Genomic DNA, 19,053 nt, shown 5'->3' on the forward strand with positions numbered 1-19,053 from the left:
CCGTGACCTACACCGAACTCGCCTCCACCAACGGCGAAGCGCAGACCATCGTCGACACCGCGCTGCGCTCCGCCCCGCCGGCCGAACTCACCCCCGGCAAGGTTTACGCCTTCCACACCGCCAACGGTGTCCACCAGGTCGACCTGACCGGGCCCGAGCACACCAACGTGCCGCCGCGGAAGACGGGCACCACCATCGTGCGCGACACCGCCTCGTTCCTTGCCTACTACGGCAAGCACGCCGACGAGAACACGGAGGTCTACGCCGACGCCGAACGGCTCTCGGTTACCGCCGTCCTCGACGCCCACACCGCAGGCGCCCCGCGTTGGGAGACCCATCGGCTCGGCCTGCTCCTGCGCACCACCGACGCGTGGAAGCAGTGGCTCGCCCTCGACGGAAAGCTCCAGCGACAGGAAGAGTTCGCCGAGTTCCTGGAGGATCATCTCCCCGAGCTGCTGGAGCCGACGGCCGCCGAGATGCTGGAGATCGCCCAGTCCTTCCAGGCCGCGGTGAAGGTCGACTTCCAGTCCGCCACCCGCCTCAGCAGCGGGCAGCGGCAGTTCCAGTACGTCGAGACCCAGAGCACCAAGGCCGGCCAGAAGGGCCAGCTCACCGTGCCCGAGGTGTTCACGATCGGCCTGGTCCCGTTCGAAGGCTCGGAGGGTTACCGGCTCACCGCCCGCCTGCGCCACCGCATCACGTCGAGCGGCCTCCAGCTCGGCTACAAGCTCGAACGGCCCGCGGACGTCCTGCGCACCGCCTTCGAGGACGTCGTCACCGGTGTCGACTCGCAGATCCCCGGGTCCGTCCTGAACGGAATCCCGGCCTGATGGGCGGGCGTACGCACGGCGCCGTCCTCAAGCTCCGGCCCCGCGGCGGCATGCGGACCCGCTTTGGGTCGCGCGACCGCGGCCGCACGTAGCCGGTCCGGGGCGGCCCGTCGGGGGGCCGCCCCGGATCTTGCCGTATCGGTTCCGCAACACCACGGAGAAAGAGCTTCAGTTGAGCAACGAGGAGCAGGACACCCGCGCGAGCGGCAGCGTCCCGCACGCCTACGGGAACGCCCTCGCCTGGAAGTGGTCCCGCGACATGCCTACCGCCCTCCGGCGCGGCTTCCTCACGCTCCTCTACGCCCTGCGCTCCATGGCCAACGCCAACGGTGAACTGCGGTTCCACAGCGACCGCCAGGGCATCCGCATCCAGGACATCGCGAAGGCCGCCGGCGCCAGCGAGAAAGACGCCCGCCGGTACCTGGACGCTGCGATCCGGGCCGGGGTCGTCGCCGTGAAGGGCGAGCGGCGCCGCGGCAAGCCGACCCTGTACGTCATCGTTCCGTCGCCGTGGCCCGATTGGAAGGCCGCCGAGGACTACCTGAAGTCGACGGCTCGGAAGCCGGGGAAGCGGCCCGCACCGTGGGTTGAGGATGCCGGAAGTTCGGGTGACCGCGACCCGAACCAGAACGGGTCGCCGCGACCCGAACTTACCGACGGTACGGACGACGAAGTTCGGGTGACCGCGACCCGAATGGGTTCGGGTGACCGCGACCCGAATGGTTCGGGTGACCGCGACCCGAATAACCCAGGTACTACCCATGAGTCTTCCCATGGCGGGGCTGAGGTCGTTTCGCAACCTCAGCCACTAGGGCCCCACGCACCTCAAGATCACGCCCCCCACGACCGGCAGCACGCCGACGGCGACACGACGCCCGGCTGGATCCGCTGCGAGCGCTGCCAGGGCCACCTCATCCCGCGCTACGGCCGCACCACCCACCCCAACTGCCAGCCCCTCACCGCCGCCGAGAGGAACGCCTCATGACCTTCAAGTTCGAGCAGCCCCCGGCAGAGCTGACCTGGTACTACCTCGGCCAGCTCCTGGCCGCCGAGGCCGGGACCCTGAAGTACGACCGCGACCGATACCGGGTCCACGGCATCTCGAACAACGCCATGGCCTGCTGCTGGTGCGGACTCCTGGCCGACGGCAACGGCGGCCTGGTGCTCACCGAACTCGGCCGGCGCATGCTCGCCGACTGGAAGGCCAGCCCCAAGGGACAGGCGTCGCTCGCCGAGTGGAGCGCCCTCGACAGCGAGACCGACGGTCGCCAGGAACCGACCGAGGCCGCGCCGCAGATCGCCCCCACACGCGTCGACCAACTCGACCTGTTCGGAGCAACGCCGTGAACGCCTACGAGCGGCTCATGGCCGAAGCCATCCCCACCGGCACCTTCGGCCACGCACCGCCCCCCACCAACCCCCACACACGCCCCTGGACCCCCCTCGAACAAGCCGAACACCGACGCGTCCTCGACGAAGCCCTAACCGACTGGCACGACCCCAGCGAACGCGCCACACGCGACCGCCACCGCCCCCGACGCCTCCGACTCATCCAGCCAGACCAGAGCCAGACAGACGCCGCCTGACCGCCGTTCATCCGGTTCCGCCCGCCATCGCGCACAGACAGGACTTGACCATGACCACCGTTGCCCCGAACCCCGTCAGCCCGTACGCCGACGCCGACCCGCAGTACCGGCACATCTTCCCGTCGCCGATCTTCTTCCCCGCCCCGAACCCCGGCGTCCTCGCCCTGACCGCCTGCGAAGGCATGGCCGTCGTCCCCGAGGCCCTCATCCAGACCGAGCCGGGCGCCGCGCTGCCCGACGGCTTGTGCCCGGCCTGCGTGACCGTGATGCAGGGCGGCGAGCCGCCAAAGCGGCCGACGTCGGAGTGCGGGGAATGCGGCACGGCGACGTGGCACGGCGCCCTGTGCGCGCTGTGCCGTCAGGAGAAGCACGAGGCGTGGTGGCCCACCCGCGACCAGCAGCCGACTCCCGAGCCGTCGTGACCGTCGCCGCCCTGCGCCGCCTCCTCGACGAGATCGACACCCAGGGCGGCCCCGAAGCAGCCCGACACAACCGCCTCCACCTCCCCGACGAGAGGACACCCGAGCCCATGACCACCGCACCCGCCCGCCCGGCCCGGCCAGTCGTTGACGTGCAGCTGAAGGCCGCCGCCGACGTACGCCTGAGAGAGCCCGAGCAGCTGCCCGTCGGCCAGCTCCTCAAGTGGGGCGACGACCACCCCGACGCCGACGTTCGCAACGACGCAGCGAGCGCCCGCGCCGCACTCGCCGGCCTCCGCCGCCGGCACGCCGCCGACCAGGAGCTGACCGCCATCACCACCGAGGCCGAGGAGCTGGAGAAGCGCCTCGCCGAACTGCGCGCCCGTGAGGCCGAGCTGGCGCCGGCCAAGGCGAAGAAGAAGCGCGCCTCCTTCGTCCGCGACTACGACACCCGCACGGTCCGCGCGTGGGCCGACGCGAACGGCGTCGACTGCCCCCGCATGGGCCAGATCCCGAAGCGCGTCGTGGAGGCCTGGCGCGCGTCCCTGCCGCAGGCCGGGTGAACACGCGTACGGCCGCCCCCGCTGATACCGGGGGCGGCCGACAGCCCCATCCCACCACACCCACCAGGAGCCACACCATGGTCGAACAGCCCGTCGGCCCCCGCTGCGGCAACAACCCGAACGTCCAACTCACCCCCGGCGACCGGAAAGCCGTCGCCGACTTCAAGGCCCGCCTCGCGCTGAAGGCGGCCGCCAAGCCGTACATCGACCGCGCCGTGTGGGTCGACGGTGACCCGCTGATGGAGGTCATCGCAGTCACCGTCTGGGAGCGCTGCGCCCGCGACGACCAGGAGATGCCGCAGGCCGTGTGCGACGACCCGCGCACCATTGCTGCGTTCGCTGCTGCTGTGGCTCGCGCTCATGCTGCTGTGCTGCCCGAGCCCACCGACCGGGCCGACGAGCTGGCCGCGCTCGTCCGTGACTTCCTCGACCCCGATCCGTGCTCGTTCGACCACCACGGCTACTGCCAGGCGCACGCCGCCGGGTTCGGCGGAGAGCCGATGTCGTGTCCGCACGGGCGGGCCCGCAAGCTGCTCACCGCCATGAGCGAGCGCCCCGCCGTGGCGCGGCAGGACGGGGCGCCGTCGTGATCGCCGAGGCCATCGACACCGTCATCGCCCTCGGCTGGGCCCTCCTCGCCTGGATCCTCGTCTTCGCCACGGTCGGCACGATCATCGTCCTCACTGCGGCCGCAACCGGCGTGTGGGCCGTCGGCGCCGTCCGCACAGCAATGCGGGGCCGCTCCCACCACGACGACTACGAGGAAGCCGCCTGATGGCCCGCGCGCTCGCCGTCGGCATCATCTGCGCCCCCTTCATCAGCGCCGCCCTCCTCGGCCTCGGCCGGGCAGGGCGCGCCCTCCGCACCCGCATCCGGAGGCGGCCGTGACCTACCTCCTCGTCGCGCTCCTCGCCCTCTCCGTCGGCTGGTGCTGGGGCCACCTGACCGCCCGCATCGTCCACGTCCCCATCGGCGCGACCGAGGCCGACGACGAGGCCGCGCTCACCGCCGACGAACAGGACCGTTTCAAGGCCATCGCCCGCTACTTCGACCAGCCCGACGACCCGAGGAAGACCGCATGACCAGCACAAACACGCCGGACCTTAACGCGAGCCGTGAAGAATTCACGCCCGAAGTTAAGGGTCCGCAGCCCCGGCTGACCGTCGACACGATCACCAGCGACCAACTCGACGAGCTGTACTACGAGCTGGCCGAGATGCGCGGCTCCTACGAGCGCGCATGCCAGACCATCGCCGCCATGCACAAAGCCGCCGTCGGCGAGATTCGCGGCCCGATCCGGGGCGTCGTCGAGGACGTCGAGGACGTGCGGAAGCGCGCCGAACAGGCCGACGCGGTGACCGCTGAGACGAAACGGCTGATGGAACGCCGCACGACGACCCTGCGTGAGCGCGCCGAGCGAGCCGAGGCCGAACGGGACGGCGCGTACCGCGAACGCGCCCACCTCCTCGCGCTACTCGCCGCGCTCTACCCCTCGGTCATCGCACCCGCACCCGACGTGGACGAGGACGGCTGGAAGATCCTGTACCTCCGGATCGGCGGCAAGCAGGCGTCATGGCACATCGCGCCTCGCGACGCCGAGCTGTACGCCCACGTCGAGCACGTCCCCGCCGACGACCGTCGGGCGCAGTGGGACGGCCATACGACCGAGCAGAAGTACGCGCACATCGGTCAGTACGCCGCCCGGCTCTACGCCGCCGCTTGTGGCCGGGTGGAGACCGCGCTGACGCCCGCCCCTGCCCCGTCCACGCCGCTCGTCGACCGGCCGTTCCGCTCCCACCGCACGCCCGGCTGTGCCTGCACGTACGGCCAACGCTGCCCCAACTGCCGCGACTAACCAGGGAGACGTGACCATGGCCGATCGATCGATCAACGTGCTTGCGTTCGGGCGGGAACTGGCGCGCTTTGAAGGGCACTTGGAGTACGTCAGGTCCCATGCAGACGAGAGATGGGAACCGGCCGCCGAGATCTGTGCAGCGTTTCTGGCCTTGCTACGGGCCCTCTCGGACGGCAGCGAGCCGGTAGCCGCAATCGCTGAGGCCATCCGAGTCCACGATGAGCACGTCCACAAGAGCGCTCTGGTTCGGGAAAGGCACTTCGCGCGTAGCCGCGAGGAAAGCGAACGCCGGATGGCCGAGGAAGAGGTCTCCAGGAAGGTTGAGTGTCCGTTCTGTGGCGCTGCGGCAGGAAGCTCGTGCCGAACCACTGGGGCCGCATCCTCCGCCCGCAGCAGTCACCGCGATCGGTTCAGGCTCGCCCGCAGCCTCAACGATGGCGCCCGTGAGGCGACCTCAGAAGCCGATCTGGCCCCGAAGCCCTGAAGACACGACGAAGGGGCGCGCGCCACACGTCCGGCCAGACCAGCGCACGCCCCCAGGTGGAGATCACCGTACCGCCCCACGCACCACAGGAGCACCCGCGATGACCACCACCGCCACACACCTCCGCACCATCGCCGTCCACTGGACCGACCTCGAGGACGCCCTCGCCACCACGGGCACGGGGACGTGGCCGCCCGCCGGCCGCATGAGCGACTACCTCAACGCTCTCGACCAGGCCGACGAACAGCTCGCCGAAGCCGCACGCTGGCAGGCCGCCTACAACCGCAAGTTCCTCGATCGCGACCCCAACCAGGTTGGCGAAACCCGCCCCCCGCTGCGCATCGCGATCCTCGACACCATGCGCACCGTCGAGGCCGCCCTCGTCGAGACCGCGGACCAGGTCGCCGCCGTCGTCCAGCGCTCCCCGATGCCCTTCGCCCCGCGGTCGTGGCCGGCCGCCGACAGGGCCCGTCGCGACCAGCTGGCCCGCGCGGACGCCGCGGACCCGCGACGGTGGCGGTACACCGGACGCCGTACCGCGCCGTACGCCGCGCTGTGGCTCCTCGCCCGCGTGCAGCGTGGCCCGGGCCCGTTCACCGCGCTGGAGCCCCGCCACGATCGGCTGATCGTCAACGTCGCCGCCGAGGCCGCGCAGCGGGTAGAGCGGGCCCTCGACATCGCGGCCAACGTCGCCACGCTCACCCAGGCCTGCCCCGACTGCGGCGGCCGACTCCAGATCCACGGAGGTGCCGGCGCCCCGCCGGTCGCGCACTGCACGGGCGCGTGCGGACACGTCTGGACCGGGCCGGACACCCCAGCGGTAGCCTGACCCCGGACAGCGCGATGCCCCTGCCGACTTGCGGACGGCAGGGGCCTCGTCATGTGCGGCTACTCGGCCGGCGCCCACTCGGCGCGGTAGCCCGGCCGGTCCGCGTACGGCAGCGCGAGCGCGCGCAGCGTTCCGCACGGATACTGCGCCGGGAAGTGGCCGCAGATCTGGCAGTCCTCGACGGTGCCTCCGCCACTGCCAGTCGATCGCCGTTGCACAGGCCGATGCAGGGCGAGGATCCGCCGCTTGGCGTCGATCTCGCGCAGCACCCGAGCCGGATCATGCTCGACGATGTGTCGCGCAAGCGCCTCCTCGTGCACGCCGCCGCCGCTCATCCCACTGCCCACCAGCTCCACCGTCGGCACCGTCTCGTTCGGCGCCACTGTGGTGATGGACCAGTACCGGCCGCCCTCGTCGGCAAGGCTCTCGGCGTAGCGCCACTGGCCAGCCCCGAGGATCGGACCCACGGCATCGATCGCCGTGCGCGCGATCCGTGCGTCCTCGTCGAGCTGCTCGCCGAGCCACCGCACAAGGTCATCCATCCGGCGCCTCCCCCTTCTTCGGCCGTGCCGTGCCCGAGCCCTTGTAGCCGCGGAACACGTCCTGCACCGTACTGAGCTTGATGCCGAGGTGGTCCGCGATCTCCCGATAGGACATGCCCGCCCCGTCGTTCCAAAGCTCACGGATCAGGTCGCTGCGCTCCTTCGACCACTCCGGGTTGCGGCGGATCTGCTCGGCCATGATCCGGCTCTTGGCGCGCACCCGCTCCACTCGGTCGGGGATCTGCTCGACCGTGTCCAGGGCGTCCGACACGCGGCGCACCTCCTCGTCGCTCAACTCCTGGCCCTTCTTCCGGTGGGCCGCTTGCCACGGACTGTAGGGGACCCCTACAGTCACGGGCAAGCAGTCCGAACTGCGATGCACAACGGCCCCGTCCCGCTGAGTTGGCGCTCCGGGACGGGGCCAGGCCCACCTCAACCATCACGAAAAGGCAGGCCCTGATGCCTGAGCGTACCGACCAGCCCCCTGAGCAACCCACCCCCGCGCCCTGCACCGACTGCAACGGCAGCGGCGGCATCGTCGAAACCACCACCGCCGACGGCGTCCTGCGCCAGACCTGGCACGGCTGCAAGCCGTGCGGCGGAACGGGGCGCGCCTGATGCGCCTCGGCAACTTCCTCCGCAGCCTCGCCCCCGGCGACGACACCCAGCTGGCCGCCGACCTCTCCACCCAACGCCGCGCCGGACACCGCCGCAGCATCCCCGAGGCCGCCGCCGAAGGCCAAGCGTGGGAGGACGCCGACCGCGCCCGCGACCGGCGCGGCGACCGCGACACCAACTGGGACGACTGACCACACCGAGACCGCCGGGCCCCGCGAAATTCCCCCCGCGGGGCCCGGCCCCTTGGAGCCCACCGTGAGCATGACCCGAGCAACCCGGCGCCTCATCGTCGCCCACCTCACCACCCACGGCATGACGGCCGCAGAGATCGCCGATGAGCTGGGCGTCTCCCGCGAAACCGTGCGCAGAGACCTCCACAACCCGCCCCCGTCCGCGGCCCCGGAACCCGCGCCCGATGTGGCGTTCGGCGAGCAGGTCCTGAGCCTGCCCCCGAGCACACAGCTCAGGCAGGACCTACGCCTCCTCGCCGACTCGTACAAGGCGCCAGCGGAGGACGTCGCACAGCAGCTGCTGCACCGGGAAGCCGAGGCGATCCGCGACCGAATGCGCGCCCGCTTCGCGGCCCGCAACGGGCAGGCGCGGGCGAACGCATGACCCACCAGGGCGCGGACGAACTACGCATCCGCGTCTTCCTCCGCGCCCTCCGCGTCCGCCCCTTCGGCCACCAGGAACGCCCCATGCCCGACCAGCCCATACCCAAGCCGGTCACCCCGACCCGCATCATCCCCGCCGGCGCCCCGCTCCCGGCTCGGCCGCCCCAGCCCGGCGAGGCCCCACCCTGGCGCACGCCGCCGCCCACCCCACCTACACCGCCCGCATGGCCGCCACCCCCACCGTGGCCCGCCGCGCCCCGGCCGGGACCGATCGAGGTCCGCGTCACGGTCGACCTGGCCCCGCTGCCCGAGCCCGAGCCGGAGCCCGGTCTCCTCGCGCGCGCCTGGGACCGGGTGTGCACCTGGCGCATGGCCAGCGCGATCCTCGCCGCCCTTCTGCCCTGGGCCGCAGGGCAAAGCCCCGTCGGCATCTGGTCCCACACCGTCCACCAGGCCCGCACCGAGGCCGGTATCAGCGCCGCCTACGTGATCGCCGGAGTCGCGGTCGGCGCGGCCTGGGCCCTCGACCGGCACACCGGCCGATGGCTGCCCCGCTTCCTCCTCGTCACCAGCTCGCTCGGAGCCTTCGGAGTCCTGCACTGGTACGACCCGATCCTGCTGCTCACCGGAGTCCGCCCGTGACCGCCACGTCCACGCTCACCCTCGGCGGCCTCCTCGTCGCCCTGATCATCCTGACCTGCAACCTCTACCCCTGGTACACCGGCGGCCGGGAAATCAGCCGACTCGCCGCGTTCGGGAAGGGGTTCGGCGGCGCCGTGTGCGCAGCGGCGTGCCCCGGAGGCATCCTTGGCTGGGCCCACTCCCGCTCCGGAACCGTCGGCAACGGCGCCGGGGAACGCGCCGGGCAAGCCCTCACCGGAACAACCGCCACCGACGGCCTGACCACCGGCCAGCTCGTCGGCCTGGGCACCACCGGCGCGGTCATCGTCGTCATCGCCGTGACCCTCGTCGCCCTCTCCTACAAGGCGGCCGGGAAGAAGGACCGGCGGCGGATCATTGGCGGCGCCTACGTTGGCAGCGTCCTGTGCCTGACCGCCGGTGTGGCCGGCGCCCTGGCGTGGCTGCCCGGCGCCCTCAACGCGGCCGGGGACGGCGTGGTCGCTGCCTTCGAAGGGGCCGGGATCCTGTGAACCGACGCGCCCGCGCTGCCGATCGCCTCGCCAGCGGCTCCGCTGTCCTGGTCCGCCGCCTTGGTGCCCGCACGGCCGCGTGGGTTGCGCGCGGTCGCCGTGACGACCTGACCGGATGGCGCGCGGCCCTCGGCTGCTGGCTCCGCCTGGCCGTCCTCGCCCTCGGTCTCTACGCGCTGTGGCGCCTGGTGCGCGCCGTTCCGAACCTGCTGTGGCTGCTCTCCGCGTGCTGGACAGCCGCCGCCTGGAGGGCAGGGAAGGCGGCATCCCCGCCGGCCGCCAAGGAGGCCCTCGTCGACAGCGCCCCAGACCACGATCGGCAGGTGCTCCAGCAGCTCCTCCTCGACCTCATGGGGGACGCCGACGCTGTGCACCTCCGCACCGTGCTCGCTCACCTCCAGGGGCAGGGCCACGGGGAGGGCTGGTCGGTGGGTGATCTCCGGGCCCGTCTGGAGGCCCTGTCCATCCCCACCCACCCCAAGGTCAAGGCCCCCGGCAGTAAGAGCCCTACGAGGGGCGTCCGGCGGGTCGACTTGGCCCCTTCCCCGGACGAGCCGCAGGAGTCGTCTCCCGAGCCGTCTACCGCCGCCTGACCTGCGCGTCTACCGGCTCATCTACCACCGTCTACCGGCCTATCTACCCGCTCGTCTACCCCTGAAAGGCCCCCCATGGACAAGGCAGAAGCCATCCGTGAGGCCGTACGGCTCTACCTCGACGAGCCGCCATCGCTGCTCACCGGCACTCCGGCTGACAAGGCTCTCGCGCGGGCCCAGGAGCTCGGCGCGACGTGGGACGAGATCCACGCCGAGGAACTCCGCCAGCGCGGTCGGCACTGAGCCACCCACAAGACCCCGGGGCGGCCCGCGCCTGCCAGCTACCGGCCGCCCCGGTCCCCATCCCGAACACGCGACAGGAGCACCATGATGGCCTTCCGCAGATCCGTTCCCCAAGAGGACCTCGCCGAGACGATGACCCCGGAGCAGGTCGCCCGGCACACGACGACCTACCAAGCCAGCAGGGGCGGCCACTTCCCTGCCGAGGAGCGGCCCGTTCCAGGGACGCCGCAGGAAAGACCGCGCCAGAACTGACCGGCTGCCACCCCGTGAAGAGGCCCCGCCGTACCCCGTGACGGCGGGGCCTCCGCCATCCCCGCACCAGATCAGTCACAGCAACGTCACAACTCCCTCACCCAAGGCGCATAGCTGACACGCTGTCTGGTCTGCAACTACCGCACCAGGGGGACGCCATGGCCAGACGCCGCTCCAACCAGCGCAACAGCAACAGCAAGACCAGCATCGGATGCGCCGTGTTCGCGCTGCTCCTCCTCGTCGGCGGCTGCAACGCACTGCTCGGCATCGGAGACGACGAAGTCAAGAAGACGAACGACTGCGCCATGGCGCTCGCCGCCGGCACCGGCCCGAAGGGATGGATCGGCGGTGGGAGCAACGGCGGCGGGGGCGGCGGATTCACCAGCGGTGGCGGTTCCGGCGACGGGGGATCCAGCAGTGGTGGAGGCACGTCCAGCAGCGGCGGCGGCTCGGGAGATGTGGACGTGCCTGAATACGAGCCGGGCATGGACACGGCCGACGTGACGCCGGACATGCGGGCGGCGGCCGAGGCTGAGCATGGCGACCACCGAGTCGTCGGCACAGAGTGGATCTGGTTCGACGAGCGCACGAACGAGCCGTTCCCGTGGCACAAGAAGGCCTACAACAAGGCCAAGCGCGAGGCTGACGCAGTCGAGGAGGCCGCGGAAGCACTGGAAGCGGACTGCTAGGCGGGCTACCGCGGTAGTTGCGTTCCAGGCGATCATGCCGCATCCTGGCCTCACGTCCGGCGTGCCCGGGCCCAACTGACTACCCAGCGCAGTATCCGGAGTCGCGCCCGGACCGGAGCCCCCAGAGCCCACACCGGCCTGGGGGCTTCGGCATTCCCAGACTCCGCTCAGGGCCAACCCCGATCGCTCACACCGCGCGGGTTGCTGCTGGCCGCTCGCCCTGCGCGGACCCAACCGGCCCGACCGTCCTTCCCGTCGGTCGGGCCTTTGCACGCCCGGAGGTGACCCGTGTCGAACCAGCACACGCCCGTCACCGACGAGGACCGAGCCGAGATCATCCGACTGCACGGCCAAGGCAAGGGCCGCAACGAGATCGCCCGCCTCACCGGCCGCGCGCAACGCACCGTCTCCGTGATCTGCGCCGAGGAGGGCCTCGTCTTCGACGCGTCGATGACCGAGGAAGCCACCCGCCACCGCGTCGCCCAGCTCGCCGCGCTGCGCGCCGACACCGCCGTCGATCTGCACCTGGACGCGCTCAAGCTCACCCAGCAGATGTGGGAGCCCGCCGTCGTCTTCAACTTCGGCGGCAAGGACAACACCTTCCGCTCACGCGAGGTGGAAGAACCGCCAGCGGCCGACAAGAAGGCGCTCATGACCGCGGCCGGAGTCGCCCTGGAGAAGTCCCTCAAGCTCGTACCGCCCGCCGACGACGCTGGCGCCGACGACGCCCGCTCGATGCTCGGCCAGCTCATGCGCGGCCTCAAGGCGGCGTACGAGGAGGCCGGCGGCGAGGAGGCGGAGGGTGAGTCTCCTTGATGCGCTGCCGCTGTCCCGGAAACAGATCACCTCCATCGTTCAGGCCGACGCGCGGATCAACGCGTGGGAGGGCAGCGTCCGGTCGGGGAAGACCATCGCCTCACTCCTGGCGTGGCTGGCGTTCGTAGCGTCCGCGCCGACCGGCGGTGAGCTGGTCATGGTCGGGCGCACCAGGGACTCGCTGTACCGGAACGTGATCGCCCCGCTGACCAACCCGGAGATCTTCGGGCCGCTCGCAAAGCAGGTCAGCTACAACAACGGCGCACCGGTCGCGGTCATCATGGGCCGCATCGTGCACATGATGGGCGCGAACGACGCCAAGGCAGAGCCCAAAGTCAGGGGCATGACGTGTGCCGGGGCGTACGTCGACGAGGCAACGACCCTGCCGAAGACGTTCTTCGACCAGCTGGTCGCGCGATGCAGCGTCAAGGGCGCGAGGATCTTCACGACCACGAACCCTGACAATCCGGCACACTGGTTCCGCCGGGACTACCTGAAGCGGCCAGCAGAAACCCGGCTCCGCTCCTGGCACTTCACCCTCGACGACAACCCGTTCCTCGACCCCGAGTACGTCGCCAGCCTCAAGTCCACGTACGTCGGCCTGTTCTACCGGCGGAACATCCTCGGGCACTGGGTCCAGGCCGAAGGCGCCATCTACGAGGCCTTCGACGAGCAGCGACACGTCGTCAAGGACGTCCCGCACATCCAACGGTGGCTGTGCGACGCGATCGACTACGGCACGACCAACCCCTACTCGGACTTGCTCATCGGCCTCGGCGCGGATCAGCGGCTGTACGTCGTCTCCGAGTACCGGTGGGACTCCCGTGCCCAGCGGCGCAAGATGACCGACGCCGAATACAGCCAGGCGCGCCGGCGGTGGCTCGCCGGAGTCGCCCAGCCGCAGACCAACGTGCTTGGCGTACAGCCGGAGTTCACCGTCGTCGACCCCTCGGCTGCGTCGTACATCGAGCAGCTGCACCGTGATGGCGTGAGCGGCGTGATCCCGGCAGAGAACACCGTGTTGGACGGCATCCGCACGGTGGGCTCGCTGTTCGCGGCGAACCGGCTGTTCGTGCACGAGTCGGCGACTGGCCTGATCGAGGAGGTCCCGGGCTACTCCTGGGATGACGAGGCGGCGGAGAAGGGCGAGGACAAGCCCATCAAGCAGGACGACCACTCCTGTGACGCGCTCCGGTACGGCGTGCGTACGACTGAGGCCCTGTGGCGGCCGCACATCCCGATGCTCCTGGAGGTGGCCGCGTGATCCCCACCCCGGAGCAGGCCTTGGCCAACGCAGCGCGTTTGCTGGAGCGGGCGGAGATCGAGCTGACCAACCTGCCACTGATGGAGCGACTGGACCAACTTGCGGCGTCCTGGCTGTCCATGGCGCACCTGCTAACAGAGAGGGAGCGCGTCTGATGGCTCGTCTCGGCCCTCTCCCGGGCTTCCCCCGCTGGACGGGCATGCAGGCGCACGTGACCGGCCCGCATCGTGGCCCTGATGGGCAGCTCGTCGCCACTGTGTCCGTACGACCGACCCGTCGCGTCCGACTCTGGGCTCGCTGGCGCATGATCACGGGGAGGTGGAACAGGGATGCCTCTGCCTGACCACGACATCGCGTGGCCGCCCGTCGACCCGTGCGTGCAGAACGCCCTCGCCGACTGGGACGCCTGGTACAGCTCCGAGCCCGACCGGCTCGGCGACCGCTACCTCAATCGCGGCATCCGCGAGTTGCCGGAGAACCGCCCCTCGCAGTACCGGGGAGGCGTCGTCGGCGCTGTGTCCCGCTGGTTCTGGGGCCAGCCCACCCCGGACGGCCAGAAGCGGGAGAAGCTCCACATCCCGCTCGCGGGAGACATCGCACGCACCAGCTCCATGCTGCTGTTTTCCGAACCACCAACCCTGACCGGCTCCAACGACGTCACGAAGAAGCGGCTGGAGAAGCTGTCGGAGCAGCTCCACCCGACGCTCCTGGAGGGCGGCGAGGTGTGCGCCGCGCTCGGGGGCGCGTACCTGCGGCTCGTCTGGGACGAGGAGATCAGCGATCGGCCGTGGCTGACCGCAGTGCCGGCCGACCAGGCGGTGCCGGACTTCGCGCACGGGCGGCTGCGCGCGGTGACGTTCTGGAAGGTGGTGGAGGTCGACGGGAACACGGTGTGGAGGCATCTGGAGCGCCACGAGCGCGGCCGGATCCTGCACGCCCTGTACGTCGGCACACCGGGCATGCTCGGCCGCCGCGCAGCCCTCCAGGACCACCCGATCACGGAGCCGATCGCCCGGGAGATCACACGCGAGGACTGGATCGACACGGGCGCGCCGAAGCATCTGACCGCCTCGTACGCGCCCAACGTGCGCCCGGCGCGCGCCTGGCGGAACATCCCGGCCGCCTCCTACTGGGGACAGTCCGACTTCCAGGGCATCGAGCCCATCATGGACGCGCTGGACGAGACCTGGTCGAGCTGGATGCGGGACATCATCAACGGCAAGGGCCGCATCGTCGTCCCCAACTCGATGCTGGAGTCCCTCGGCCCCGGCCAGGGCGCCGCCTGGAACGAAGACCGCCGGATCTACTCGGGGCTCCAGATGCTCCAGCGGCCGGGCGACCCCAACCCGCTGGAAGTCGTCCAGTTCGAAATCCGTGTCCAGCAGCACATGGACACCTGCTCCGCCCTCGTCGCCGAAGCCGCCCGGCAGGCCGGCTACTCGGCGTCCACGTTCGGGGAGCACGGCGAGGGCCAGGCCGTCACCGCGACGGAGATCAAGGCCCGCGAACGCAGGTCGTTGATCACCCGCGCGCGCAAGGCGCTGTACTGGCAGCCGGCCATCGCTGACGCGCTCGCCGCGCAGCTCGCGGTGGAGGCTGGGCCGCTGTTCGGTGTCCGCGGCCTCGATCTGGAGCCGCCCGAGGTGGAGTTCCAGGACAGCATCTCCGAGGGCCTTGGGGAGTTGGCGACTACGGCGGAGCTGCTCGAGAGGGCCAGGGCCGCGTCCCGGGAGACGCTCGTGCGCCTGGTCAACCCGGGCAAGGACGACACGTGGGTCAAGGCCGAGGCCGCGCGCATCGCGGAAGAGTCCGCGATGGCCGATCCGGTGCTGACTGGTGGCGAAGGCTTCCCCGCTCCTGGGGGCGAGCCAGGAGAGGGGTAGCCGATGCCGGTTTCTCCCGCGATGGCCGAGGACCTCGCCGCCGCGATCACCCGCCTCTACGAGGACGCCGAGCTGTCCATCATCGAGCGGATGCGGCGGGCCCTCGAGGAAGGGATCGACTCGCCGCTGTGGGCGGAGATCAAGCTCCGCTCCATCGGCGACCTGCGGGAGGCCGTCGAGGAGATCGCCGAGGCGCTCCAGCAGGACGCCAACGGAGCCGTAGCGCGGGCGCTCGCGACCGCGTACGGGCGCGGGCGCCAGGCCGCCGCCGCCGAGCTCGGCGCGCTGGACATCGGCCGCGAGCTCCAGGCGCGCCGGGTCCTGCCGAACGCGCCGGCCGTGGACCGGTTGGCCGCGTCGTACGCCGCCGATACCCGGCCGTTGTACCAGCGCATCACGCGCGCGGTGACGGACACCTACCGCAGCGTCGTGTCCCGCGTGGCGTCCGGGCCACTACTCGGCACCGTCACCCGGCGCCAAGCCAGTCAGCGAGCGCTGGACCAGTTCGCACAGCGCGGCGTGTCCGGCTTCACCGACCGGTCCGGCCGGAACTGGGAGCTCGCCGCCTACGCCGAGATGGCCGTGCGCAGCGTGACCGCACGGGCGGCGATCGAGGGCCACATCGACGCCCTGGCGGAGATCGACGTGGGCCTCGTCATCGTGTCGGATGCCCCGCTGGAGTGCCCGCTGTGCAGGCCGTGGGAGGGGGAAATCCTCACCCTGGGGCAGCAGTCGGGGCCGCACACGATCCGCGCAGAGCACGCGATCCAGCCGTCCGGGCTGTTCGCCCCGACCCGCACGCTCGCTGTTCACGTCGCCGGATCGCTCGTCGAGGCGCGCGCGGCTGGCCTCTTCCACCCCAACTGCCGTCACAGCCTCAGCGCGTACCTCCCCGGCGTCACGACCCGTCCGCCGCACCATGCGACGCCGGGCACGACGTACGAGGACACGCAGCGGCAGCGGGAGATCGAGCGGACCATCCGGGCGTGGAAGCGCCGCCAGGCCGCCGCCATGGATGACGTCCAACGCAGGCGCGCGGGCGCGTACGTCCGCAAGTGGCAGAAGGTCGCCCGCGAGCACGTCGCCGCGCACGACGCGCTGCGACGCAAGCCCGCCCGCGAGCAGATCGGCGCAGCGCGCTGACCACAGACTTCCCGGCACCGCCCGCACGGGCACCGCCGGACATCCCGAAAAGGGAAAACACATGCGCAAGAAGACACTTCCTCGCCTCGCAGGGGGAGGCTGGGCACACCCGTACGGCCACACCCCTTTCTCCCCAGTCCTCTACGCGGATGGCAGCGGAGGGGACGGCGCAGGCTCAGGCTCAGGCAACCCGCCGGCGCCCGCCAACGGTGACCCGACGCCACCCGCTCCGCCGTCTCCGCCCGCGCCTCCGGCCTCCACACCCCCCGCGGGCGGTGCCGAGCCGGACTGGAAGGCCGAGGCCCGCAAGTGGGAGCAGCGCGCCAAGGACAACAAGGGCGCCGTAGACGAGCTGGAGAAGCTCAAGGCTGCGCAGATGACCGAGCAGGAGAAGGCCGTTGCCGCGGCGGAGAAGCAGGGCCGCACGGCCGCGCTCTCCGAGGCAGCCCCGCAGATCGCTCAGGCCCGCCTCGAAGCAGCAGCTGCCCGCGCGGGCGTCGACCTCAGCGAGTTCGCCGAGTACCTCGACGTCGGCAAGTTCATCGACAAGGACGGCGCGGTCGACGACAAGGCCATCAAGGCCGCCGTCGACAAGTTCGCCAAGCTCGCCCCGCCGAAGGGTCCGGGCCGCTCCGGTGGCGACCTCGGCGGCGGCTCCGGCGACCAGGGCCCCACGCTCGATCAGCAGATCGCGCAGGCCAAGGCGGACGGCAACTGGCGTCTGGCGATGCGTCTGGAGAACAGCAAGCTCGCCGCCCTCACAGACCAGCAGTAGCCCAGGGTCCGGCTGTGGCCGCACCCCATCACACCTGAAGGAGAGTGGCCATGGCCGGTATCACCGAGCTCGGCACGACCTACAACCTCCCCAACTACACGGGGATGCTGCACCAGCTGACCCCGTCGGACACGCCGTTCTTCTCCGCAATCGGTGGCCTGACCGGCGGCGGACAGACGAACTCCATCGAGTTCGAGTGGCAGACCTTCGACCTCCGCGCGGCCGCGCAGAACGCCAAGCTGGAAGGCGCGGACGCCCCGACCGGCCAGGAGCGGGTGCGGGCGAACGTCGACAACATCGTGCAGATCCACCACGAGACGGTGGAGGTGTCCTACACCAAGCTCGCCGCGGTCCAGGCGAAGTCGGGCATCAACAACGCCCAGTCCAACCCCGTCACCAACGAGGCGGACTGGCAGATCGAGCAGATGCTCAAGCAGATGGTCCGCGACATCGAGTTCAGTTTCCTTCAGGGCACCTACCAGAAGCCCGTGGACAACACGACCGCGCGCAAGACGCGCGGCCTGCTGGAGGCCATCACCACCAACGTGATCGCGGTCGACGCGGGTGCGGGTGCGCCGGGACCGCTGACCGAGGACATGATCCTGGACCTGCTCCAGTCGATCTGGGACAACGGCGGCATCCAGGAGTCCGACACCGCGACGATCATCGCGAACAGCTTCCAGAAGCGGCAGCTGACGAAGATCTTCATCACGGACAAGAACTACGAGGAGGGGTCCCGCACGGTCGGCGGTGTGCGGGTGCAGACCATCGAGACCGACTTTGGCACCCTCAACATCATGCTCGACCGGCACATGCCCGCCTCGTCGCTGGCCGTGGCGTCGCTGGAGCAGTGCATGCCCGTGTACCAGGAGATCCCCGGCAAGGGGCACTTCTTCGCCGAGCCGCTCGCCCGCACGGGCGCGAAGGACCGCACGCAGCTTTACGGCGAGGTGGGCCTGAACTACGGCAACCAGCGCACCCACGGCAAGATCACCAACCTGACCACGAGCTGAGGTACCGCGATGGCGTACGAGTTCCGCAACGAGAAGTACCCCCAGCTCCAGATCGCCAGTGCGGCGGGCAAGGTCCGCTTCGACAGCGGCGAGTTCGCCACTGACGACGAGGCCTTGGCTGAGGCGCTGCGCGCGCTGCCGGAGGGTTGGGGCGTCACCGAGACCACCCGGGCCGACGAGCCGGGGCCGCAGGATCCACCTGGGGGTGGTGAGGGGAGCGGCAGCGGGCCGGAGGAGATCAAGCCTCCGGCCCGTTCCGCGTCCAAGGCGGAGTGGGCGGAGTACGCCCGCTCCCTTGCCGCCGACTCCGACGAAGTCAACCAGATCAACGTCCTCACCAAGGAGCAGCTGATCGAGCAGTACGGGGCTGAGGGCTGATGGCGCTGGTTGGCACGAAGGTGGCCGTGTCGCTGGATACGGTCCAGACGAACCCGCTGGACCTGGTCACCGGCCGCGCGCCGGTTGAGCTCCTGAAGGAGATCAGCCTCGGCTCCGGCACCGGCGCGAGCCAGGCGGACCGGCTGTTCACGGACCGGCGCACGCTGGCCGCGTCAGCCTCGGAGAACCTGGACCTTGCCGGGGTGCTCAGTGACGCGTTCGGCGCGGCACTGACGTTCGCCAAGCTGAAGGCGATCGTCATCGTCGCGGCCTCGGCGAACACCAACAACGTCAACGTCAGCCGCGAGGCCACCAACGGCGTGCCCGTCTTCCTCGCAGCCGGAGACGGCATCCCGGTCCTGCCCGGCGGCATGTTCTTGTGGGTCGCCCCAGGCGCCGGCGTCACGGTGACTGCGGGCACGGGGGACCTGCTCACGGTGGCCAACAGTGCTGCGGGCACGTCGGTGACGTACGACGTGTACCTGCTCGGCACGAGCGCGTAGGGGGGTGCCC

Annotated in this window: 32 protein-coding genes; 30 read left to right on the forward strand and 2 right to left on the reverse strand. The window is 70.8% G+C overall.

Annotated elements, in window-relative coordinates:
- Positions 1–2: 2 nt before the first annotated feature.
- The 12 genes from ABT063_RS24630 (at position 3) to ABT063_RS24685 (ending at position 6,566) form a co-directional block, all read left to right on the forward strand.
- Positions 3–830, forward strand: coding sequence for a YfdQ family protein (locus tag ABT063_RS24630; RefSeq protein ID WP_351060144.1), 828 nt, complete (start codon positions 3–5; stop codon positions 828–830).
- 172 nt (positions 831–1,002) lie between these two features.
- Positions 1,003–1,815 carry a hypothetical protein gene (locus tag ABT063_RS24635; RefSeq protein ID WP_351060147.1) on the forward strand — a complete coding sequence of 271 codons (813 nt, stop codon included), beginning with the start codon at positions 1,003–1,005 and terminating at the stop codon, positions 1,813–1,815.
- The gene (locus tag ABT063_RS24640) at positions 1,812–2,177 is read left to right on the forward strand and encodes a hypothetical protein (protein WP_351060149.1); all 366 of its coding nucleotides are present in this window, start codon (positions 1,812–1,814) and stop codon (positions 2,175–2,177) included. The genes ABT063_RS24635 and ABT063_RS24640 overlap by 4 nt, the downstream gene beginning before the upstream one ends.
- Positions 2,174–2,416 (forward strand): hypothetical protein, encoded by a 243-nt coding sequence (locus tag ABT063_RS24645; protein WP_351060152.1) that lies wholly within the window; start codon positions 2,174–2,176, stop codon positions 2,414–2,416. Before ABT063_RS24640 ends, ABT063_RS24645 begins: the two co-directional genes overlap by 4 nt.
- Before the next feature lie 50 nt (positions 2,417–2,466).
- Positions 2,467–2,838, forward strand: coding sequence for a hypothetical protein (locus ABT063_RS24650; RefSeq protein WP_351060154.1), 372 nt, complete (start codon positions 2,467–2,469; stop codon positions 2,836–2,838).
- Positions 2,835–3,398: an Lsr2 family DNA-binding protein gene (locus tag ABT063_RS24655; protein WP_351060157.1), complete on the forward strand. Its 564-nt coding sequence runs from the start codon at positions 2,835–2,837 to the stop codon at positions 3,396–3,398. Before ABT063_RS24650 ends, ABT063_RS24655 begins: the two co-directional genes overlap by 4 nt.
- A 77-nt stretch (positions 3,399–3,475) precedes the next feature.
- Complete coding sequence (locus tag ABT063_RS24660; RefSeq protein WP_351060160.1) at positions 3,476–3,988, forward strand: hypothetical protein; 513 nt, start codon at positions 3,476–3,478, stop codon at positions 3,986–3,988.
- Positions 3,985–4,173, forward strand: a complete 189-nt coding sequence (locus ABT063_RS24665) for a hypothetical protein (RefSeq protein WP_351060163.1) — start codon at positions 3,985–3,987, stop codon at positions 4,171–4,173. Before ABT063_RS24660 ends, ABT063_RS24665 begins: the two co-directional genes overlap by 4 nt.
- A 109-nt stretch (positions 4,174–4,282) precedes the next feature.
- The gene (locus tag ABT063_RS24670; RefSeq protein ID WP_351060166.1) at positions 4,283–4,480 is read left to right on the forward strand and encodes a hypothetical protein; all 198 of its coding nucleotides are present in this window, start codon (positions 4,283–4,285) and stop codon (positions 4,478–4,480) included.
- Complete coding sequence (locus ABT063_RS24675; protein ID WP_351060169.1) at positions 4,477–5,253, forward strand: WDGH domain-containing protein; 777 nt, start codon at positions 4,477–4,479, stop codon at positions 5,251–5,253. The genes ABT063_RS24670 and ABT063_RS24675 overlap by 4 nt, the downstream gene beginning before the upstream one ends.
- A gap of 16 nt (positions 5,254–5,269) precedes the next feature.
- A complete protein-coding gene (locus tag ABT063_RS24680; RefSeq protein ID WP_351060171.1) occupies positions 5,270–5,737 on the forward strand; it encodes a zinc finger domain-containing protein in 468 nt (155 codons plus the stop codon).
- 100 nt (positions 5,738–5,837) lie between these two features.
- A complete protein-coding gene (locus ABT063_RS24685) occupies positions 5,838–6,566 on the forward strand; it encodes a hypothetical protein (RefSeq protein WP_351060174.1) in 729 nt (242 codons plus the stop codon).
- A gap of 59 nt (positions 6,567–6,625) precedes the next feature.
- Here ABT063_RS24685 and ABT063_RS24690 read toward each other — a convergent pair whose 3' ends face one another.
- Both ABT063_RS24690 and ABT063_RS24695 read right to left on the reverse strand, forming a co-directional pair.
- On the reverse strand, positions 6,626–7,108 hold the full coding sequence (locus ABT063_RS24690; RefSeq protein ID WP_351060177.1) for a DUF6221 family protein: 483 nt from the start codon (positions 7,106–7,108) through the stop codon (positions 6,626–6,628).
- Entirely contained in the window at positions 7,101–7,403 is a 303-nt protein-coding gene (locus ABT063_RS24695) for a helix-turn-helix domain-containing protein (RefSeq protein WP_351060180.1), read from the reverse strand. Before ABT063_RS24695 ends, ABT063_RS24690 begins: the two co-directional genes overlap by 8 nt.
- 164 nt (positions 7,404–7,567) lie before the next feature.
- Here ABT063_RS24695 and ABT063_RS24700 point away from each other — a divergent pair, with 164 nt between their 5' ends.
- The 18 genes from ABT063_RS24700 (at position 7,568) to ABT063_RS24785 (ending at position 19,043) form a co-directional block, all read left to right on the forward strand.
- Positions 7,568–7,726: a hypothetical protein gene (locus tag ABT063_RS24700; protein ID WP_351060183.1), complete on the forward strand. Its 159-nt coding sequence runs from the start codon at positions 7,568–7,570 to the stop codon at positions 7,724–7,726.
- Positions 7,726–7,917 carry a hypothetical protein gene (locus ABT063_RS24705; RefSeq protein WP_351060186.1) on the forward strand — a complete coding sequence of 64 codons (192 nt, stop codon included), beginning with the start codon at positions 7,726–7,728 and terminating at the stop codon, positions 7,915–7,917. The genes ABT063_RS24700 and ABT063_RS24705 overlap by 1 nt, the downstream gene beginning before the upstream one ends.
- A gap of 70 nt (positions 7,918–7,987) precedes the next feature.
- The gene (locus ABT063_RS24710) at positions 7,988–8,341 is read left to right on the forward strand and encodes an HTH domain-containing protein (protein WP_351060189.1); all 354 of its coding nucleotides are present in this window, start codon (positions 7,988–7,990) and stop codon (positions 8,339–8,341) included.
- The gene (locus tag ABT063_RS24715) at positions 8,338–8,982 is read left to right on the forward strand and encodes a hypothetical protein (RefSeq protein ID WP_351060191.1); all 645 of its coding nucleotides are present in this window, start codon (positions 8,338–8,340) and stop codon (positions 8,980–8,982) included. Before ABT063_RS24710 ends, ABT063_RS24715 begins: the two co-directional genes overlap by 4 nt.
- On the forward strand, positions 8,979–9,491 hold the full coding sequence (locus ABT063_RS24720; protein ID WP_351060194.1) for a hypothetical protein: 513 nt from the start codon (positions 8,979–8,981) through the stop codon (positions 9,489–9,491). The genes ABT063_RS24715 and ABT063_RS24720 overlap by 4 nt, the downstream gene beginning before the upstream one ends.
- Positions 9,488–10,084 (forward strand): hypothetical protein, encoded by a 597-nt coding sequence (locus tag ABT063_RS24725; protein WP_351060197.1) that lies wholly within the window; start codon positions 9,488–9,490, stop codon positions 10,082–10,084. The genes ABT063_RS24720 and ABT063_RS24725 overlap by 4 nt, the downstream gene beginning before the upstream one ends.
- A gap of 75 nt (positions 10,085–10,159) precedes the next feature.
- Positions 10,160–10,327 (forward strand): hypothetical protein, encoded by a 168-nt coding sequence (locus ABT063_RS24730; protein ID WP_351060200.1) that lies wholly within the window; start codon positions 10,160–10,162, stop codon positions 10,325–10,327.
- An 87-nt stretch (positions 10,328–10,414) separates the two neighbouring features.
- A complete protein-coding gene (locus ABT063_RS24735; protein WP_351060203.1) occupies positions 10,415–10,579 on the forward strand; it encodes a hypothetical protein in 165 nt (54 codons plus the stop codon).
- Positions 10,580–10,737: 158 nt separating this feature from the next.
- Positions 10,738–11,268 carry a hypothetical protein gene (locus ABT063_RS24740; protein WP_351060205.1) on the forward strand — a complete coding sequence of 177 codons (531 nt, stop codon included), beginning with the start codon at positions 10,738–10,740 and terminating at the stop codon, positions 11,266–11,268.
- A 288-nt stretch (positions 11,269–11,556) separates the two neighbouring features.
- Positions 11,557–12,084, forward strand: coding sequence for a helix-turn-helix domain-containing protein (locus ABT063_RS24745; RefSeq protein ID WP_351060208.1), 528 nt, complete (start codon positions 11,557–11,559; stop codon positions 12,082–12,084).
- Positions 12,071–13,348, forward strand: coding sequence for a PBSX family phage terminase large subunit (locus ABT063_RS24750; RefSeq protein ID WP_351060211.1), 1,278 nt, complete (start codon positions 12,071–12,073; stop codon positions 13,346–13,348). Before ABT063_RS24745 ends, ABT063_RS24750 begins: the two co-directional genes overlap by 14 nt.
- Positions 13,345–13,503, forward strand: a complete 159-nt coding sequence (locus tag ABT063_RS24755; RefSeq protein ID WP_351060214.1) for a hypothetical protein — start codon at positions 13,345–13,347, stop codon at positions 13,501–13,503. The genes ABT063_RS24750 and ABT063_RS24755 overlap by 4 nt, the downstream gene beginning before the upstream one ends.
- A 174-nt stretch (positions 13,504–13,677) precedes the next feature.
- Entirely contained in the window at positions 13,678–15,231 is a 1,554-nt protein-coding gene (locus ABT063_RS24760; RefSeq protein WP_351060217.1) for a phage portal protein, read from the forward strand.
- A 3-nt stretch (positions 15,232–15,234) separates the two neighbouring features.
- The gene (locus tag ABT063_RS24765; protein ID WP_351060220.1) at positions 15,235–16,374 is read left to right on the forward strand and encodes a phage minor capsid protein; all 1,140 of its coding nucleotides are present in this window, start codon (positions 15,235–15,237) and stop codon (positions 16,372–16,374) included.
- 61 nt (positions 16,375–16,435) lie between these two features.
- Positions 16,436–17,149, forward strand: coding sequence for a hypothetical protein (locus tag ABT063_RS24770; protein WP_351060222.1), 714 nt, complete (start codon positions 16,436–16,438; stop codon positions 17,147–17,149).
- A 50-nt stretch (positions 17,150–17,199) separates the two neighbouring features.
- Positions 17,200–18,162, forward strand: a complete 963-nt coding sequence (locus tag ABT063_RS24775) for an SU10 major capsid protein (RefSeq protein ID WP_351060225.1) — start codon at positions 17,200–17,202, stop codon at positions 18,160–18,162.
- A gap of 9 nt (positions 18,163–18,171) precedes the next feature.
- Positions 18,172–18,540, forward strand: a complete 369-nt coding sequence (locus ABT063_RS24780) for a hypothetical protein (RefSeq protein ID WP_351060228.1) — start codon at positions 18,172–18,174, stop codon at positions 18,538–18,540.
- A 26-nt stretch (positions 18,541–18,566) separates the two neighbouring features.
- On the forward strand, positions 18,567–19,043 hold the full coding sequence (locus tag ABT063_RS24785; protein ID WP_351060231.1) for a hypothetical protein: 477 nt from the start codon (positions 18,567–18,569) through the stop codon (positions 19,041–19,043).
- Positions 19,044–19,053 lie beyond the last annotated feature (10 nt).

Source organism: Streptomyces sp. NPDC002838 (genome assembly GCF_040295365.1).
Lineage (GTDB): Bacteria > Actinomycetota > Actinomycetes > Streptomycetales > Streptomycetaceae > Streptomyces.

Excerpts from the sequence above, each read along its gene's own strand:
- ABT063_RS24685 (WP_351060174.1), top strand. The coding sequence starts at position 5,838 with ATGACCACCACCGCCACACACCTCCGCACCATCGCCGTCCACTGGACC.
- ABT063_RS24770 (WP_351060222.1), top strand. The coding sequence starts at position 16,436 with ATGCGCAAGAAGACACTTCCTCGCCTCGCAGGGGGAGGCTGGGCACAC.
- ABT063_RS24730 (WP_351060200.1), top strand. The coding sequence starts at position 10,160 with ATGGACAAGGCAGAAGCCATCCGTGAGGCCGTACGGCTCTACCTCGAC.
- ABT063_RS24690 (WP_351060177.1), bottom strand. The coding sequence starts at position 7,108 with ATGGATGACCTTGTGCGGTGGCTCGGCGAGCAGCTCGACGAGGACGCA.
- ABT063_RS24660 (WP_351060160.1), top strand. The coding sequence starts at position 3,476 with ATGGTCGAACAGCCCGTCGGCCCCCGCTGCGGCAACAACCCGAACGTC.
- ABT063_RS24740 (WP_351060205.1), top strand. The coding sequence starts at position 10,738 with ATGGCCAGACGCCGCTCCAACCAGCGCAACAGCAACAGCAAGACCAGC.
- ABT063_RS24765 (WP_351060220.1), top strand. The coding sequence starts at position 15,235 with ATGCCGGTTTCTCCCGCGATGGCCGAGGACCTCGCCGCCGCGATCACC.
- ABT063_RS24760 (WP_351060217.1), top strand. The coding sequence starts at position 13,678 with ATGCCTCTGCCTGACCACGACATCGCGTGGCCGCCCGTCGACCCGTGC.
- ABT063_RS24705 (WP_351060186.1), top strand. The coding sequence starts at position 7,726 with ATGCGCCTCGGCAACTTCCTCCGCAGCCTCGCCCCCGGCGACGACACC.
- ABT063_RS24680 (WP_351060171.1), top strand. The coding sequence starts at position 5,270 with ATGGCCGATCGATCGATCAACGTGCTTGCGTTCGGGCGGGAACTGGCG.
- ABT063_RS24640 (WP_351060149.1), top strand. The coding sequence starts at position 1,812 with ATGACCTTCAAGTTCGAGCAGCCCCCGGCAGAGCTGACCTGGTACTAC.
- ABT063_RS24700 (WP_351060183.1), top strand. The coding sequence starts at position 7,568 with ATGCCTGAGCGTACCGACCAGCCCCCTGAGCAACCCACCCCCGCGCCC.
- ABT063_RS24650 (WP_351060154.1), top strand. The coding sequence starts at position 2,467 with ATGACCACCGTTGCCCCGAACCCCGTCAGCCCGTACGCCGACGCCGAC.
- ABT063_RS24710 (WP_351060189.1), top strand. The coding sequence starts at position 7,988 with ATGACCCGAGCAACCCGGCGCCTCATCGTCGCCCACCTCACCACCCAC.
- ABT063_RS24735 (WP_351060203.1), top strand. The coding sequence starts at position 10,415 with ATGGCCTTCCGCAGATCCGTTCCCCAAGAGGACCTCGCCGAGACGATG.
- ABT063_RS24675 (WP_351060169.1), top strand. The coding sequence starts at position 4,477 with ATGACCAGCACAAACACGCCGGACCTTAACGCGAGCCGTGAAGAATTC.
- ABT063_RS24775 (WP_351060225.1), top strand. The coding sequence starts at position 17,200 with ATGGCCGGTATCACCGAGCTCGGCACGACCTACAACCTCCCCAACTAC.
- ABT063_RS24780 (WP_351060228.1), top strand. The coding sequence starts at position 18,172 with ATGGCGTACGAGTTCCGCAACGAGAAGTACCCCCAGCTCCAGATCGCC.
- ABT063_RS24715 (WP_351060191.1), top strand. The coding sequence starts at position 8,338 with ATGACCCACCAGGGCGCGGACGAACTACGCATCCGCGTCTTCCTCCGC.